The organism is Xylanibacter caecicola, assembly GCF_013166515.1.
Classification (GTDB): Bacteria; Bacteroidota; Bacteroidia; order Bacteroidales; family Bacteroidaceae; genus Prevotella; species Prevotella caecicola.
Map to the genome: position 1 here is coordinate 72,247 of NZ_JABKKJ010000004.1, position 15,185 is coordinate 87,431.

Sequence of the window (15,185 nt, forward strand, 5' to 3'; positions counted from 1 at the left end):
ATTACATTATCTATAATTGGATGAGGTGCATTGTCTGTAACAGTCACCTTTACAGGTTCGTTTACAGCCGCCTTTACATGATCCGGAACAGTCGTCTTGACATTTCCATTCGCAAGTGCCTTTACAACTGTTGCATCCACCCTCGCAGGTATATCGGCAGTCATTGGCTATTGTTTCTGCAGCCTTTACGATTGAAGGAGAACCCGCCAAAATAATACCGCCAATCAATGGCAATATTCCTTTTGCTGCTTTCTTGAAGAACTCACGTCTTGATTGGAGTTCATTATTCTTGTTTTTCATATATTTCAATTTATTTTAGGTATTAGAAACTAATATCTACGGCTGCTGTTCTGACAGCCACCGGAACACGATCTGTAACAAGAACCGTAGCAACGCCCTTGACAACCTCCTCTACAACTCGTCTCACATCCCCCACGGCAGTTTGAAGCACAAGTCAACGTACAGGTTGACTGACACAAGCCTCCACAACCCATTTGTGTTTCCGAGGCTTTTACAATTAATGGGGCACTACCCAAAATAACACTGCCAATAATAGGTAATATTCCCTTTGCCGCATTCTTGAAGAACTCGCGTCTCGATTGCAATTCTTTGTTGTCTTTTTTCATGATTAATAATTTGATTTAGTTTTATCGTAAACAATTCTTACATGTAGTATCACAATATCCCTTGCATGTTCCATCGCATGTTCCAGAACAATTACCACCGCAGCCTTTGCATCCTCCTTCACAACCACCATGGCAGTTTCTTTGGCATGCTCCCCAACAATTATCATCACATCCCATGGGATGAATAGTTGAGGCTTTTATTATATTGGGTGTACCTGCTAATACAATAGCACCAATAATAGGTAATACTTCTTTAGCTGCCTTTTTGAAGAAATCTCGTCTTGACTGTAATTCATTATTCTTTTCCATAATTCTTGTTTCTTTAAATTGTTATATATGGTATTACTCGAGTTCGAGATAACGAACATCCGAATATATCTTCTCACCGTAGGGACATATGCTTGTATTTGTCCGCACATGTCGAAGATGTTTTCAGATAAGAATTTAAGTATTCAATACAAATACCTTGTTGTTTAGTTCCTTTTTTTCGTGTGAATGCAACAAAGAACGCCTCTATGAGGCGTGCGGACAAATACAAGCATATGTCCCTACTCTGAAGAGAACACGACTAAAGCCATTATTCCGAACTCACGTATGTGTTAATAAAAAGAGTGCACATATATTATTTATCTGACATTGAATCTTCCCTGACACCTTGGGCAGACCCATCTGTAGTCTTTTATGTCATCCACACCTCTGCCTCCGCAATAATTACATGGGTCTGATAGAGAGCCGTTCCTACGAGCATCTTCCTTGGTACGTCCGTATCCATACCAACCTTTACCTTTACATGCGCGGCAGGTTCTTTCTCCTACTTTTACAAGCATCTGTCTTAACTGTACATCGCAGTGCGGACAATAATATCCTTGTTGTGACGGACTCTTTGTCTTTTGTTCGTCTTTTGCGAAAGTCCAGGCTATTGCAAGCATGGCGACGATCATAATGCAAAATACTTTTTTCATAACTGTAATTTTTAATACTTGCCTACTCTATGCGGTTTTCAGCTTCCCCGTTTACATACTTCATATAGTATTATGTGAGTCCGGATAACGAACAATGACTTTAAAACTCTGATCTGAACGCCCCTTTGATGCGTGTGGACATTTACAAGAAAAATGTCCGTGGAAAGATTGATTCGGATATTCTTATCACGAACTCGCGTAGTAGTATATAAAAGTTTTATACACTCGTGTGATAACATGTGTTGGTACAGTAGTTCTTACATGTTTCTGTACATAAGTTTGAACATGTAGATGTACACAGGTTTCCACATCCGTAACTTCCGCCGTCATCATAGTCACGGCTTCCGCTGTAGCTTCCTCCGCCTCCAGAACCCATATTCGATACAGAGTTCATCAGTGCGTTTTGAAAGATCTCACAACTCGACATCATCAGTCCGAGCATGGGCAAAGCTGCGTACGCGGTCTTCTTGAAGAACTGTCTGCGTGACAGCATTTCTTTGTTTTTCTTTTTCATGTTTTTTGTCTTTATGTTTTATTTCATTCTTGATAGATAAAGCGATGCCATGAAGGATGCCTTGTCGTCGTCGCTGTCCTTTACCGTCTCGAAGAGTCTCTTTGCTTCTCGCTTATTCTTGGGTATGCCGCAAGCCCCTTGATACAGTAGTTCGGCAGAATAATATACAGCACGAGGATTTCCTGTCTTCATTAGTTTCATCAACTCTTGTGCTCCGGCTCTTGTGTCGTAGTTGGCTACTTTGCCCGTGCAATGTGCCCATGCCAGCTCTGCCTGTCCTGTTATAGCCCCTTGTTCCGCAGCTTTCTGATACCACGATAACCGTTCATTGTCATTATCACAACAAAAATCTGCAATCATTAAAGATGCTGTTGCCGAGCCTGCTTCCGATGCCTTTACATACCATTTCCTTGCTTCTAACTTTGATTGTGTCAATCCTCCCCAACCTCTCAGATAAAACTCAGCGACAGCTAATATTGCATAATTGAGCCCTTGTTCGGCTGATTTCATAAAGTAGTCAAATGCCAGTTTTTCATTTTTTTCCAATCCATTGGCACCTTCCATAAGGTAACCGCCATAATAATATTGCGAGTGTCTATCTCCCAAATAAGCTCCTTTCTTGGCATAATAAATGGCTTTTTCTACATCTATTGCCACACCGTCTCCTCTTTCATAATAATAACTTGTTTGCCCACAAGCAAGTCCGTCGTCAAGATCTGCCGCCTGTTTGGTATATCTAAAGGCTGCCTCTTTATCGACTGCAATATTGCAAAGACCTTCATGATATACTATTCCCAAATTTCTCAAGGCTTGTGGTGAGTTGTGTTCTGCGGCAATCCTGTACCAATACAAAGCCTGTTCCGGATCTTTTTTGAGTCCACACTTGCCGTTATAGTAGCACAATCCGAGTTCATACATTGCGTCTTTGTCATATTGTTCTGCCGCCATTCTTAGATATTTCATAGCCTCCGGATAATTTGTTTCCTTTTCTTTGAGGATTGCATACATCCACAGTTGGGCTGTAGCATTGCCCATGTCCGCTGCCTTTCTGAACAGTTCCGTGGCCTTCTCACGGTTCATAAACACGCCATTGGTTCCATCGTAGTAATCCTCAGCCTGTTGTAACAGTTCTTCGCTCGTCGGAACTTTCTTTGTGACCGTCGGTCTTTTGGTTACTTTTTTCTGTGCATGTACTGTTTGGATATTGGCGGTCAGGCTTATTGCCATTAGCAGCGATGTGTATAAAAAGTGTTTCATTGTTATTATTGTTGTTTTATGATTGTAATTTAATTGAGATAATATGTAACTTCATCTCATTTATAAATTATTATTTGGTTCTATAAAATATGATATCCGACATGTTTACATATTTTTCACCAGCATAGTACATTCTATTATCTGAATTAAGTCTATAACCTGTTTCTATATAATATCTTTTACATACAATTTTATCATTTACTAATTCAGCCGTTACATATTCTATTGAAGGTCCAAAGTATTTAGGTCGTCCACCTGGTTCCCCTACATAACATGGTGCCATTTGGCAATGCCATGATATTATGTTGCCATTTTGCTTTATATCTTTGGCAGGTGGACTGTAATTATCTATTTCTCCTTTTGCATTTTCTACAGCGAGTTGAATTTCAAAAGTTTCGTTGCGTTTACAAATATTCAAGACATATCTTATAGATCTTCCTCCTTCTTGAAAAGCAGCCGAATACCATGTGCCACAGAATTTATCATTAGACTGTGCACATATTGTTTGGATGTTACCGATGAGGCATATAGCCATGAGCAGCGATGTGTATAAAAAGTGTTTCATTGTTATTATTGTTATTTTATGATTATCAATTTAATTGACTAGAACAGCCATATCACCATCCGTCGTCTTTGTATAGCATATCTCCTTCTCCAAAATATCCTTTAATAGGCATTCTTTCTTCCCCTATTTTTCCACTATCCCCATAATAAGTTAGAATTAAATAGAATTTATAGTTCAGTGTATTTTTATTTATTAAAACAGAAGCGTGTATGACACACTTTGAAGAGTTTATTCGTTGTCCATTTTTCTTATCGGTACCATCCCAGCCAAAGTTATATCCTCTATCCATGGTGAAATGTAATGAATTCCCTTGTTGTGAGACATTCTTGCATTCGGGCCAATAATCCATATCAGCTCCGGGAGTTTGTGACTTTATTCTTACAGTATAAGCAGTGTCAATTTTATTTATCCTTATCCACATTTTATCTATGGTGCTTTTCATTTCATCAGAATTAGGGTCATATCTAACATTGTTGTATGTTCCCACCCAGTCCCCGACAAGCTCGTCATTAGCCTGTGCATGTGCTGTTTGGATATTACCAATAAGGCATATTGCCGTTAATAATGCAAATAAATAGTGTTTCATAGTTGTTGTTATTTTATTTGTTCTTCATTTTAGCGATGTCTGTGATAATGTTCTCCACCATGCTTACCATTTGTGACATTTCTTCAACGCAGCACCATTCATATATGCTGTGTTCGCTTTGTTGTCCCGAATAGATACAAGGTCCGCCGGGTATCATGTCCGGCATGCGTGCAGAGAGCATAGCAGATGTTGTGCCGCCACGCTCGTGGCGAGGTGTAAGTGTCATTGATGCTTTGGCGGCAGCCTTGGTTATCAGCGACGGAACATACTCCGGCATGGAGTAGGCGATGTTTTCATATTGCAGTGCCGGTTCGCTTCGTGTCACCTCTACAAACGGAAAGGCACGGCATGTCTTTGTGAAAGCGCTGTCAAGATGCTGAAGTAACGTGTCGCCCTCGTGCTTGTCGAAATAACGCAGACGTATTTTCGCTATATATTCGTCGCGTATGTCCTTGCCCATGCTGTCTTTAGGATGTTCGCACGAGTAGCAATGTATGTATCCCTTTGTGCCGGTGCTTGCACTCGGATGTACTGAAGTAGGTATGCTTCCTATGAAATAAGACGAGGCAGTGAGCGCGTCACCGTATTTATTCTCAAATCCGTGACTGGGATGTGCCATGTTTCCCTTGAAACGGAAGGTCTGTCCTATGGCGGTGAAGTTTGCTACGGAATAGGCGCGCGGGGCATCTCCGTCCACGTCTATCACTATATCGGGGCGTGTTCCGAACACTTGCGGGTCGTAACGATATGCCGCCTTGCCCACATCCTCGTTTTGCGAAAGCATCACCATTACGCGTCCATGCTTCAGTTTCGGATTGTTTACAAGCTCCTCTATCATGGTTACAAGCACGGTGCAGCCTGTCTTGTCGTCGGCACCGAGCAGGGTAGAGCCGTCCGATGTTATGATTGTCTTGCCTTTCAGGAACTTAAGATGAGTGCCTTGCGGCATGTCCGGACTTAGGGTTACACCGTTTCCAATGTTTATAGTCCCTCCGTCATAGTTCCTGTGTACCTGCGGCTTTATGCCTTTGCCCGGTGCTTCCGGCGTTACGTCCATGTGTGCCATGAACAATACCGACGGAACATTGTCCTTGATATTTGCCGGAATGTCCACATATATATAATAGTCTTCCGATAAAGTCACTTTCACGTTCTTTCCACCAAACGATTTTATCTCGTTATATATATGATTGGCTATCTGCTTTTGTCCGTCTGTCATGGGGAAAGATTCAGGGTCGGGGTCGTCGATCGACTGGCTTTCTATAGACACATAAGACAGAAAACGCTTCTCAATCTTTTTGTTGCGTGTATCAATTCCATGTGTCGACGTGATTTCAGAGGATGTTTTCAATCTCTGTGCATTCGTTCCGATCGTGGCAAAGCACAGTATTACACATGAGAAAACAATGATTAGTCGGATTCTTGGTACATGTAAATTCATGGCAGTAAGTTTTATGCGACCTATAAAACCCCTGATTCGGTCTGTTAATATAAAAAGGAAAGACGTGGGTTCTGTATCTGTCGCTTATCCCGGTTTCAGGCTCCTCGCATTGCCCATGTCAATAGATAAGCAACAGAGGAAGCCCACGCCGTGAGATATTATGATACAATATATCATCCTGCCATGTCCGGCAAGACAATACATGATATAATATACCAAAGCATGGACGTCTCGTTGCCGTACCTCTCTTGACATGTTTCTACAATCTTGCGAGGATCTGAAAACCAAGAGTTTACGACGTTCTTATAGACGTCCTTATACCACTATGTAATAATCCGTTGTTCTTTATGGGAACAGGATTTATGCAAAGATACGGATATTATTTAAAATCAGCAATCATTAGTTGCATATTTTTGTATAAGATAAGCTTCGCCTCAGCAATTTCAAGCAAGCTTGATTGCGTTCGGCTTGCATTATCTTTGCATAAGATAAGCTTCGCCTCAGCAATTTCAAGCAAGCTTGATTGCGTTCGGCTTGCATTATCTTTGTTGCAGTTCTCCATATCTGTTGTCATATAGCCTCTGCTACATTCAATATAAGACGTTCCGCAACCATGCCTGATAGACATTGTGCGAGGATTGTGCGAGGTTGAACCGTCAGACGGTACGGAACGTCTTTGTTGCTGTTTACTTGTCATCGGCAATAGCCTGTCATAGTGAAAGCTTCACTTCTCCGGTAGGATTGACATACCATATACGGGGCTTGTCTGCCTTTGGGTGTATGTGAGGGATATACGAATAACTTTTATTCCCGACGGGTTCGCAGTAATTGTCATATATGATGAATGCGATGAAACCCAATATTAATATGATGCCCAAGGCAATTCCGCCATAGATGATGTATTCGTATGTACCGGTCTCTTTGTCTTCTGACAGGGAAGTTGCTTCGTTTGTAGGGGTGTTGGCCGTGACATCCGTAGTCTTTACCTCTCTGTATCTGTCTGTTTGTTTGTCTGCCATTATGCCCCTTGTTGCAATAGCTCCGACCATAGCCGCTCTTTGCGAACTCTTCAATGCCGCTTTTTGTACAGAACGTAATGACTTAAACGCTTTAGAAACTTGTGCGTCTGCATTTATTGTTGCGAGACACATCAGTGTTGTTGCTAAGATAAATAATAATTTCCTCATGTGCAGTTCAAATTAGGGGTTATTACTTCCGATTGATATTGAATGCTGCAAATATAATAAGTTTCAATTTGATACGAATGAGTTGCCAATAGGTCTTTTGGTCTAGCAATATTACCTCACTGTATATTTCTTGAAGTAATACACTTTTCGGATAAAAAACAAGCTGTTTAAAGTCCCTACAACGTGGATTATTGCTTATTTTGACACATCCTCACGCAAATGATAGTTTATTTTGACACATTCCCACAGATACAAGAATCTAACTTTGCGTAGAAAAGTAAGGCTTATTCTATTATATACAACAGACATCTGGATATGCTGTCGGCATCAGCCTCATTAATTCTTTTAAGTTTGTCTTTATTAACATGCTTGTCGTCATCAATATGCTTAGTCTTTACCTTGCTGAATGTAGTTCTGAGATTTTTCAGCATATTTTCATCTTTGTCTTTTGTTTCATCATTTATTTCATAAAGGACTTTTATTCCTTCCCAGTTTGTCTTCTTGTCTGCCATAAGCAATATCAGTGCCTTTTCCTTACCGGTAATTTTATCGAAGCTCACGCCTTCTGTTTTCGAAGGCTTCAGACCAATGGTTCCCAACAAGTCCGTCTTGGTAGATAAAATCGTATATAGTCTTTCTATACAACCTTTAATTTCCTCTTTTGTATTGTCTACATCTTCGTTTTTATTCTCTTTATTTGACACGGATATAGACTTCATTCTTTCCGATATGGTTTTAGTTTCCTGCATTACAGTGAGGAACAATAATTTCTTGTCAAGTCTTTTGAAGGCTTCCAATGTCTTTGATATGTCCTTGAGAACGCTGTTGTCGATGCCTTCCAGATCTGAGTCAAGGCGGTTGCCGAAGCCTGGATTTATGTCTTCCGTGCGTTTCCGGCATTCCTTATACATACCTTTTATGCGTGTCTTTATTCTCTCTATGTCTATGCTCCTTATTTCTTTCTTTATTTCATCCAGCTCATTTAAACACAAATCCAAGTTGAAGTCCTTTTTCATTACGGTCGTTTCAAGTCCGCATATTTTCGAATACAGGTCTTGATTACACATCTTTTCAAATACCGTCAGCGCAGTCAGTTCCTTGTATAGTTCTATATCATTCTCCAGTTTTTTGTGTTTTTTCAACCATATATTGCCTTCATTGCAGAGTCTTTCTATTGTTTCTGTTTCCCGCGGTGGGGTAGGTGCCATGCGTTTTGCATGCTCCGGATTTATGTTCTCTATTTTCTTTTGTATATCTTCCCAATTCTTGTATTTGCTGAAATCCATTCTGTTCCTGTTACGATGCCAATAGAAGAAGCCGACGGATAAACATACTATGATAAAGATAAACATAATTGTCTTGTAATCAAATGTATATACACTGTGGTTAAACTTTATCCACTGTGCCTTGTTTCCCGGCGCATCCAGCTCTATTATTCCCAATGACGGGGCACCGATATATACTTTTCCGGCATGCGTGAACGACAGTGACGGCGAGAAACGGATGTCGCAAAGCGTGTCGCCGATATGGTGTATGCCGTCCTTACCGATGACATATTTACTTATACCGTGTTCCATAAGTGCATAAAATGTCTTGCCGTCTGCTGTCAGCAGGCGACTGAAGCCCTTTGCCTCTGCCGAGTCTTTGCCGCAAGGGGAGAACAGACGGTGGTTGGTAAGTATGCACGGACTGTCGGAAAACGATGTGAAAGCGACGTCTTTTATAAATTTGTGGCGGTCTGTTCCGTCCATAAGACGCAGTTGTGTGCCTCTGCCGCAGAGAACACCATGGTTAAGCGTGGCGGCAAAGATGCTGTCTCCGCGGACTGCAAACCTGTTTGTATATGGCATTTTCGCGGCACAGGCAAGTCTTATGACGTTGTCTTTGTATAGCAACATGCTGTCGCGCACACTTATGTATATGCCTCCGTCGCCGCTGATGCCCGCCGATGTTATGCCGAGTGGAGTGCTGTAGACAACGGAGGGTGCGCCGGTGATGCCGTTGACGATGAACGAACCGCTTATTTTCTTTCTTTTCAGTTCTTTCTTTCCGTTGATATAATACAAAGTTTTGCCTGCCACCATTATGTCGGTCACGCAGTCTTGCTTCGGCAGATCAGCCAGTCTTACAGCCTCTTCCGCTCCGTCTCTCTTCACAAACAGACTATTGTTTGTCACAAAATAGCTCTTTCCTTCGGCAGAACATGCGGCTGTTGCCGTGCCGTCGGTGTTGAAGGCATCGAGATGATGCGGTATGCCGAACAGCGCGTCCGCGGTTACGAGCAGGGAGTAGGGCGATACGGCACTGTTCATCACGATGTTGTGACACTCCGTACGCACCTTTCTGCGTAGCGGTATTGTGCGATATCTGTCGTGACTGTCTATGTCTTCGTCGCGAACCACCCTTATCCTGTCCTCGCTGATGAAATAGTGTATGCCGTTTGCAAAGTGATAGATGTCGGCACTGCCTCCGATGTCGTGGCTTGAGCCATGTCTGCCGTCAGGACAGTCTATGTAAAGCACACTTCCTGCAAGTGCATGTATCTTCCCGTTCACTTCCATCATGCTGCTGAAGCTCTTGCCCTTGTGCATTATCTCCGGCTGTCCGCCTTTCCCGGTGTCGTATTTCAGCAGCCCGTCGGCAGAGGCGGCGTATATGAACCTGCCGTGCCGCAACAGCCGTACGGTTCTCATGGGCATCGGAATGCCCCTGTTGTTGTCCGGATATATAAGCGTGAGGACGTTGCTTGCCGTGTCGTCAAGGTCCTTGTACATCAGTCCGTGGGACGTGGCGACATACATGCGTCCGCCGTACATCATGAAATCGTATGAAGAATACCGGCTTTTGCCGTTGCACATCAGCAACTGCCCCTGCATCACAAGGCTTTTTCCCGTGCATCGATACCTTATCAGTCCCATGTTGCGTATGCCCGTCCAATAGTATGTGCCGTCGTCCGTCCTTTCCGTAAGTACCTTATATATACGGTCCGTACCGGTTTCGAGCGTGTCAGTCACTTTTCCCGTTGCCGTGCAGTATCTGTAAATGTCGCCTGTCTCGCTGCCTATCATGCAGATACTGTCGCCGTCGGGCGATATCGATGACAGTGTGCAGCCCATATACATCTCTTCTTCGTTTAGCGACGGAGGCATGCTGCTGTTCTCTTCCCTGCATCCTGTAGTAAAGAAAAGCAGGCATGCGAGTATGCAGAAGTGTGTTGTGTGTGCTTTCATGCGGTGTTTGTTAAGTTACAGATATTCGTTTGCTACAAAAATACACATATTACATAATATATCCAAGCAAATATAAATATAATGCCCTCGCTTTTTTATACGGTGATATTGAACCGGTTGCTCCGACCAATGTGTAAGTATATATGTCTGAAAAGCGACAATGTGTATTTTGAAAACGATCTCTGCGAATTTTCATTCTACGTGTTAAGAAATGTAAAAACGCGCTCCGGAGGTGGTAAAGCTATGGTTTACGGTGTGAAAACACGGCATTTAGCACTGCTAAACACGGCATTTTGGGTGCCTATATACGCTCTTTAGTATCGTAAAGAGCCTCGTTACATGGGCTAAAGTGCCTCGTTACAGACCGAAAAGCACCGTTTTCAGGGTCTGAATGCACATATTTTATGCACACGTGATACCTTGTTTGACTTAACATGCTTATGGTATGATACTTACAACTGCACACCCGTGCGTGCCGTCTTTGCGTCCCGTGAAATTCTAAAATCACAAGAACCGTGCTCCTGAGGGGTTGGGAAAAAGCAGGAAGAAAGCAAAATACGACATGACATAGCATTTTGATAAGCAGGTGTCATAGATTGATTGTGATGATAAAGTAAATACCGTGTCTACCGATTAATACATATACGTTCGATTTTGAACATCTGTTTGGTAACGTCTGTTGCGTGTCCGTGCGCATTAACTTCGTTTATGTCGGAATATAAAAATGTCGTTTTTCTTGCATATAAATATATTTTTAGGTAATTTTGCAACAGATATGCACTTGTTACACATAATACGATGATTAATAGAGAACTGATAAGAATAAAGATAGTTCAGTTAACCTACGCTTACTATCAGAACGGAAACAGAAACATAGACAATGCGGAAAAGGAACTTTTCTTCAGCCTTTCCAAAGCATACGACCTCTACAACAGTCTTCTGGCGCTTATATTGTCGATAACCAAAGAGGCGCGTCATCGTATTGAGATAGAGGCTGCACGTGCCCTTCGTGAGGGCAGGGAGATGCCTTCGGAGAAGTTTGTCAACAACAGATTTGCACTCCAACTGGAGAGCAACAGGCAGTTGTGCGAGTTTATGGAGAACCAGAAGTACACCTGGGAAGACGAAATGGATATCGTACGCCGACTGTGCGACAACATAGAGCAGAGCACAATCTATGCCGAATACATGCAGGAGGGTGAAGATTCGTATGAGGCGGACCGCGAACTGTGGCGCAAGCTCTACAAGACGTTCATAACGGACAACGATGATCTTGATGCAATTCTTGAGGAACGCAGTCTTTACTGGAACGACGACAAGGACATCGTGGACACGTTTGTGCTGAAGACGATAAAGCGGTTTGATGAAAAGAACAAGTCCAAGCAGGAACTTCTGCCCGAATACAAGGACGTAGAGGACAAGGATTTTGCACGCAAGCTCTTCAGGGCAACGATACTCAACGCCGACCAGTATCAGAGATTTATGAGCGAGGCATCGCGTAACTGGGACTTCGGGCGGCTTGCCTACATGGACGTTGTCATCATGCAGATTGCCATTGCAGAGATGATTACGTTCTCGAACATCCCCGTTAGCGTGACGATAAACGAGTATGTAGACCTGGCGAAAGTATACAGCACGCCGAAGAGCGCCTCTTACATCAACGGAATGCTTGACTCCATTGCGCGTCATCTTGTGGATACGGGCAAGATTTTCAAGACAATGAACGATAACGGAGGAAAGAAAGCATAGTGAGATTTCAAACATTAAACAATTAAATACAGATTATGAACACAACAATGTTTCTTGCCGCACAGCAAGCAGGCGGCAGCAGTTATATGCCATTATTGATGATGGTTGCCATTTTTGCCATTATGTGGTTTTTCATGATACGTCCACAGCAGAAGAAACAGAAGGAGATACGCAACTTCCAGAACTCTCTGCAGGTGGGTACCAAGGTGATAACGGGCGGTGGCATTCACGGAACCGTCAAGGAAATAGATATTGCCGCAAACATCGTTGCAGTGGAAATAGCAAAGGGTGTTGTCGTGCGCATGGACAAAGGATATGTGTTTGCAGATGCCACGGCGGCTAATGCGACAGCACAGGCAAAATAATGAGCGTCAAAGGGCTTTTGCATATATACGGTATTGTCAGGAACTTCTTCTTCAGACTTCTGAATAAGGAGTTTCTGATTTTTTTGTTCTTCCTTGCACTAAGCGGCTCTTTCTGGCTGGTAATGACCTTGAACGAGACGTATGAAAAAGAGGTGAGAATACCCGTAAGGCTTGTGGATGTGCCCGACAATGTGGTGCTTACGAGCGATGCGGAAGACACACTGAGCGTTGTTCTGCGTGACAAGGGCTATTCGCTGTGGGCATATATCTACGGAGACAAGGTGCGCGAGGTGAGCATAAGCTACAAGACGTATTCGAAAAAGAACGGCACGGGAGTGGTTTCTTCCGGAGACTTGCAGCGGCTTGTATACCAGAAAGTGTTCGGCTCGTCGCATATCGTGAGCATAAAGCCCAACAAATTTGAGTTTTTCTACAACTACGGACTGAAGAAACGTGTGCCCGTGAAACTCTATGGCAAAGTGGAGGCGGCACGCAGCCACAATCTTGAGGCTATAGAACTGCGCCCCTCACATGTGGATGTGTATGGCAGCGAGGCGGCTCTCGACACCATAGACTTTGTATATACGCAACTGTTGAACGTGACAAACCTTAAGGATACGCTTGTGAAGACGGTGGAACTGCGGAAGATAAAGGGCATAAAGTTCGTTCCGGACAAGGTGAGACTGTCTGCATACTCGGACGTTCTGACCGAGGAGAGTGCCGACATACCGGTGACGGCGCTGAACATGCCCGAGGGAAAGGTGCTGCGTACGTTCCCTTCGCGCATAAAGGTGACATACACCGTGGGCGCAAGCATGTTCAGAAAGATACATACGGGCGGTTTCCGCATAACGGTGGATTACAATGAGATAATGGCAAAACCGTCGGACAAGTGCACGTTGCATCTTAGCACGGTGCCTGCCGGAGTGCACAATGCACGCATGGATGTAAGTCAGGTGGACTATCTTGTGGAGGAGAAATAGACGATGAAAGTGGCTGTTACCGGCGGCATAGGCTGCGGAAAGAGTTATGTGTGCGGGTTTCTGCGCAGGCGCGGAATGGACGTGTACGACTGTGACAGCGCCGCAAAGCGGCTCATGCGTACGTCGTTGTCCATGCAGGATAGCATACGAAAACTTATCGGTGCGGCGGCTTATACGGACGACGGGATACTCGACAAGGCTGTTGTTTCAAGGTTTCTTCTTGCATCGCCGGACAATGCCGCACGTCTCAATGCCATTGTTCATCCTGCCGTGGCTGCCGATTTCGAGGCATCGGGAATGCAGTGGATGGAGTGTGCCATACTGTTTACAAGCTCTTTCGACAGGCTTGTAGACAGGGTGGTGTGTGTTACGGCGCCGTTGGAGTTGCGCTTGAACCGCATAATGGAACGCGACGGCATATCGCGGGACAGGGCGTTGGAGTGGATAGAATGTCAGATGCCGCAGGAAGAGGTGCTGAGAAGGAGCGACTTCGAGATTGTGAATGACGGTACGGCGGACGTAGACATGCAGATTGCACGCCTGTTAGAGAGTTTATTTTGAATATCTACTTACATTAATTATATTAATAACATAACTAAAGTAAAGAATAAAATGGAAACAACTATTTTGGCAATTTCAGGAAAACCGGGACTTTACAAATTAGTTTCAAGAGGAAAGATGAATCTTATCGTCGAGTCGATCGACGAAAACCACAGACGTTTTCCCGCGTTTGCAACGGACAGGGTGATAAGTCTGTCGGATATAGCAATGTATACCGATGCCGAGGACGTGCCTCTGATGAAGATACTTGCCACATTGCGCGACAAAGAAGAGGGAAAGAGGGTGTCGATAGACTTCAAGAAGTGCGGAAGCAAGGAGCTGAGAGAATATTTTGCAACGATACTTCCCGACTTCGACCGCGACCGTGTGCACGACAGTGACATAAAGAAGTTGTTCCAGTGGTATAACATTCTTGTCGACAACGGCATAACGGACTTTGAAGAGCCTGAGACGGAAGAGACCGCTGAATGACAGTAGTATGAGGGGAACCGTGTAATGAGAAGAAAAGAGCGCTATGAGTACATAATGGAGCATTTCCGGAAGGAGATGCCGCATGTCACAACCGAGCTTGAGTTCGGCAGTGTCTTTCAGCTTCTTGTTGCAACAATGCTCAGTGCACAGTGCACCGACAAGCGTATAAACCTTGTTACCCCGGCGCTGTTTGCACGATATCCGGATGCCGCGGCAATGGCAGAGGCGGATGCGGAGGATATTTTTGAGTATATCCGCAGCGTGTCTTATCCCAATGCCAAGTCGAAACATCTTGCCGAAATGGCGCGTATGATTGTAAGAGACTTTGCCGGTGAGGTGCCCGATGCAATGTCCGACCTCGTGAAACTGCCCGGTGTGGGGCGCAAGACTGCCAATGTAATACAGGCTGTGGCATACGGACGGTCGGCAATGGCGGTGGATACGCATGTGTTCAGGGTTAGTCACCGTCTGGGACTGGTGCCCGAAACGGCAGACAACCCCGTGAAAGTGGAAATGGAACTGATGCGGAATATCCCGTCGGGCGATGTCGCCGATGCACATCACTGGCTGTTGTTGCACGGGAGATATGTGTGCACGAGCAGGTCGCCGCATTGCGACAAGTGTCCTTTTTCTGATATATGCCCCAAGAAAGGGGTTGCGAAAAAGTAAACTGTTTACATCATGTAAT

Annotated in this window: 18 protein-coding genes; 6 read left to right on the forward strand and 12 right to left on the reverse strand. The window is 44.0% G+C overall.

Annotated elements, in window-relative coordinates; all coding sequences use genetic code 11:
* Positions 1-6: 6 nt before the first annotated feature.
* The 12 genes from HPS54_RS03945 to HPS54_RS04000 all read right to left on the reverse strand — a co-directional run bounded on the left by HPS54_RS03945 (position 7) and on the right by HPS54_RS04000 (position 10,368).
* Positions 7-300 carry a Cys-Xaa-Xaa-Xaa repeat radical SAM target protein gene (locus HPS54_RS03945; protein WP_172344172.1) on the reverse strand — a complete coding sequence of 98 codons (294 nt, stop codon included), beginning with the start codon at positions 298-300 and terminating at the stop codon, positions 7-9.
* Between the two features lie 29 nt (positions 301-329).
* Positions 330-626, reverse strand: a complete 297-nt coding sequence (locus tag HPS54_RS13020; RefSeq protein ID WP_172344173.1) for a Cys-Xaa-Xaa-Xaa repeat radical SAM target protein — start codon at positions 624-626, stop codon at positions 330-332.
* Between the two features lie 21 nt (positions 627-647).
* A complete protein-coding gene (locus tag HPS54_RS03955; RefSeq protein WP_172344174.1) occupies positions 648-935 on the reverse strand; it encodes a Cys-Xaa-Xaa-Xaa repeat radical SAM target protein in 288 nt (95 codons plus the stop codon).
* 317 nt (positions 936-1,252) lie between these two features.
* Positions 1,253-1,588 carry a hypothetical protein gene (locus HPS54_RS03960; protein WP_172344175.1) on the reverse strand — a complete coding sequence of 112 codons (336 nt, stop codon included), beginning with the start codon at positions 1,586-1,588 and terminating at the stop codon, positions 1,253-1,255.
* Positions 1,589-1,805: 217 nt separating this feature from the next.
* Positions 1,806-2,102 carry a hypothetical protein gene (locus HPS54_RS03965; RefSeq protein WP_172344176.1) on the reverse strand — a complete coding sequence of 99 codons (297 nt, stop codon included), beginning with the start codon at positions 2,100-2,102 and terminating at the stop codon, positions 1,806-1,808.
* A gap of 18 nt (positions 2,103-2,120) precedes the next feature.
* Complete coding sequence (locus HPS54_RS03970; RefSeq protein WP_172344177.1) at positions 2,121-3,359, reverse strand: tetratricopeptide repeat protein; 1,239 nt, start codon at positions 3,357-3,359, stop codon at positions 2,121-2,123.
* A 70-nt stretch (positions 3,360-3,429) separates the two neighbouring features.
* A complete protein-coding gene (locus HPS54_RS03975; RefSeq protein WP_172344178.1) occupies positions 3,430-3,924 on the reverse strand; it encodes a hypothetical protein in 495 nt (164 codons plus the stop codon).
* 52 nt (positions 3,925-3,976) lie between these two features.
* Positions 3,977-4,510 carry a hypothetical protein gene (locus tag HPS54_RS03980; protein ID WP_172344179.1) on the reverse strand — a complete coding sequence of 178 codons (534 nt, stop codon included), beginning with the start codon at positions 4,508-4,510 and terminating at the stop codon, positions 3,977-3,979.
* Between the two features lie 13 nt (positions 4,511-4,523).
* Positions 4,524-5,951, reverse strand: coding sequence for a zinc-binding metallopeptidase family protein (locus HPS54_RS03985; protein ID WP_216653027.1), 1,428 nt, complete (start codon positions 5,949-5,951; stop codon positions 4,524-4,526).
* Positions 5,952-6,330: 379 nt separating this feature from the next.
* Complete coding sequence (locus tag HPS54_RS03990) at positions 6,331-6,513, reverse strand: hypothetical protein (protein ID WP_172344181.1); 183 nt, start codon at positions 6,511-6,513, stop codon at positions 6,331-6,333.
* Between the two features lie 148 nt (positions 6,514-6,661).
* Entirely contained in the window at positions 6,662-6,970 is a 309-nt protein-coding gene (locus HPS54_RS03995) for a hypothetical protein (protein ID WP_172344182.1), read from the reverse strand.
* Between the two features lie 452 nt (positions 6,971-7,422).
* Positions 7,423-10,368, reverse strand: coding sequence for a hypothetical protein (locus tag HPS54_RS04000; protein WP_172344183.1), 2,946 nt, complete (start codon positions 10,366-10,368; stop codon positions 7,423-7,425).
* Positions 10,369-11,166: 798 nt separating this feature from the next.
* Here HPS54_RS04000 and nusB point away from each other — a divergent pair.
* From nusB to nth, 6 genes are read left to right on the forward strand one after another with little or no spacing between them, the layout of a single operon-like run.
* Positions 11,167-12,117: a transcription antitermination factor NusB gene (gene nusB, locus HPS54_RS04005; RefSeq protein ID WP_172344184.1), complete on the forward strand. Its 951-nt coding sequence runs from the start codon at positions 11,167-11,169 to the stop codon at positions 12,115-12,117.
* Positions 12,118-12,152: 35 nt separating this feature from the next.
* The gene (gene yajC / locus HPS54_RS04010; RefSeq protein WP_172344185.1) at positions 12,153-12,482 is read left to right on the forward strand and encodes a preprotein translocase subunit YajC; all 330 of its coding nucleotides are present in this window, start codon (positions 12,153-12,155) and stop codon (positions 12,480-12,482) included.
* Complete coding sequence (locus HPS54_RS04015) at positions 12,482-13,465, forward strand: CdaR family protein (protein ID WP_172344186.1); 984 nt, start codon at positions 12,482-12,484, stop codon at positions 13,463-13,465. The genes yajC and HPS54_RS04015 overlap by 1 nt, the downstream gene beginning before the upstream one ends.
* A 3-nt stretch (positions 13,466-13,468) precedes the next feature.
* Entirely contained in the window at positions 13,469-14,026 is a 558-nt protein-coding gene (gene coaE, locus HPS54_RS04020) for a dephospho-CoA kinase (protein WP_172344187.1), read from the forward strand.
* Between the two features lie 51 nt (positions 14,027-14,077).
* The gene (locus HPS54_RS04025; RefSeq protein WP_172344188.1) at positions 14,078-14,497 is read left to right on the forward strand and encodes a DUF5606 family protein; all 420 of its coding nucleotides are present in this window, start codon (positions 14,078-14,080) and stop codon (positions 14,495-14,497) included.
* Positions 14,498-14,521: 24 nt separating this feature from the next.
* Complete coding sequence (gene nth, locus HPS54_RS04030; RefSeq protein ID WP_172344189.1) at positions 14,522-15,166, forward strand: endonuclease III; 645 nt, start codon at positions 14,522-14,524, stop codon at positions 15,164-15,166.
* Positions 15,167-15,185: the final 19 nt, after the last annotated feature.

Excerpts from the sequence above, each read along its gene's own strand:
- HPS54_RS03960 (WP_172344175.1), bottom strand. The coding sequence starts at position 1,588 with ATGAAAAAAGTATTTTGCATTATGATCGTCGCCATGCTTGCAATAGCC.
- nth (WP_172344189.1), top strand. The coding sequence starts at position 14,522 with ATGAGAAGAAAAGAGCGCTATGAGTACATAATGGAGCATTTCCGGAAG.
- HPS54_RS13020 (WP_172344173.1), bottom strand. The coding sequence starts at position 626 with ATGAAAAAAGACAACAAAGAATTGCAATCGAGACGCGAGTTCTTCAAG.
- HPS54_RS03995 (WP_172344182.1), bottom strand. The coding sequence starts at position 6,970 with ATGGCAGACAAACAAACAGACAGATACAGAGAGGTAAAGACTACGGAT.
- HPS54_RS03985 (WP_216653027.1), bottom strand. The coding sequence starts at position 5,951 with ATGAATTTACATGTACCAAGAATCCGACTAATCATTGTTTTCTCATGT.
- yajC (WP_172344185.1), top strand. The coding sequence starts at position 12,153 with ATGAACACAACAATGTTTCTTGCCGCACAGCAAGCAGGCGGCAGCAGT.
- HPS54_RS03980 (WP_172344179.1), bottom strand. The coding sequence starts at position 4,510 with ATGAAACACTATTTATTTGCATTATTAACGGCAATATGCCTTATTGGT.
- HPS54_RS03990 (WP_172344181.1), bottom strand. The coding sequence starts at position 6,513 with ATGGAGAACTGCAACAAAGATAATGCAAGCCGAACGCAATCAAGCTTG.
- HPS54_RS03975 (WP_172344178.1), bottom strand. The coding sequence starts at position 3,924 with ATGAAACACTTTTTATACACATCGCTGCTCATGGCTATATGCCTCATC.
- nusB (WP_172344184.1), top strand. The coding sequence starts at position 11,167 with ATGATTAATAGAGAACTGATAAGAATAAAGATAGTTCAGTTAACCTAC.
- HPS54_RS04000 (WP_172344183.1), bottom strand. The coding sequence starts at position 10,368 with ATGAAAGCACACACAACACACTTCTGCATACTCGCATGCCTGCTTTTC.
- HPS54_RS04015 (WP_172344186.1), top strand. The coding sequence starts at position 12,482 with ATGAGCGTCAAAGGGCTTTTGCATATATACGGTATTGTCAGGAACTTC.
- coaE (WP_172344187.1), top strand. The coding sequence starts at position 13,469 with ATGAAAGTGGCTGTTACCGGCGGCATAGGCTGCGGAAAGAGTTATGTG.
- HPS54_RS03970 (WP_172344177.1), bottom strand. The coding sequence starts at position 3,359 with ATGAAACACTTTTTATACACATCGCTGCTAATGGCAATAAGCCTGACC.
- HPS54_RS03955 (WP_172344174.1), bottom strand. The coding sequence starts at position 935 with ATGGAAAAGAATAATGAATTACAGTCAAGACGAGATTTCTTCAAAAAG.
- HPS54_RS03965 (WP_172344176.1), bottom strand. The coding sequence starts at position 2,102 with ATGAAAAAGAAAAACAAAGAAATGCTGTCACGCAGACAGTTCTTCAAG.
- HPS54_RS03945 (WP_172344172.1), bottom strand. The coding sequence starts at position 300 with ATGAAAAACAAGAATAATGAACTCCAATCAAGACGTGAGTTCTTCAAG.
- HPS54_RS04025 (WP_172344188.1), top strand. The coding sequence starts at position 14,078 with ATGGAAACAACTATTTTGGCAATTTCAGGAAAACCGGGACTTTACAAA.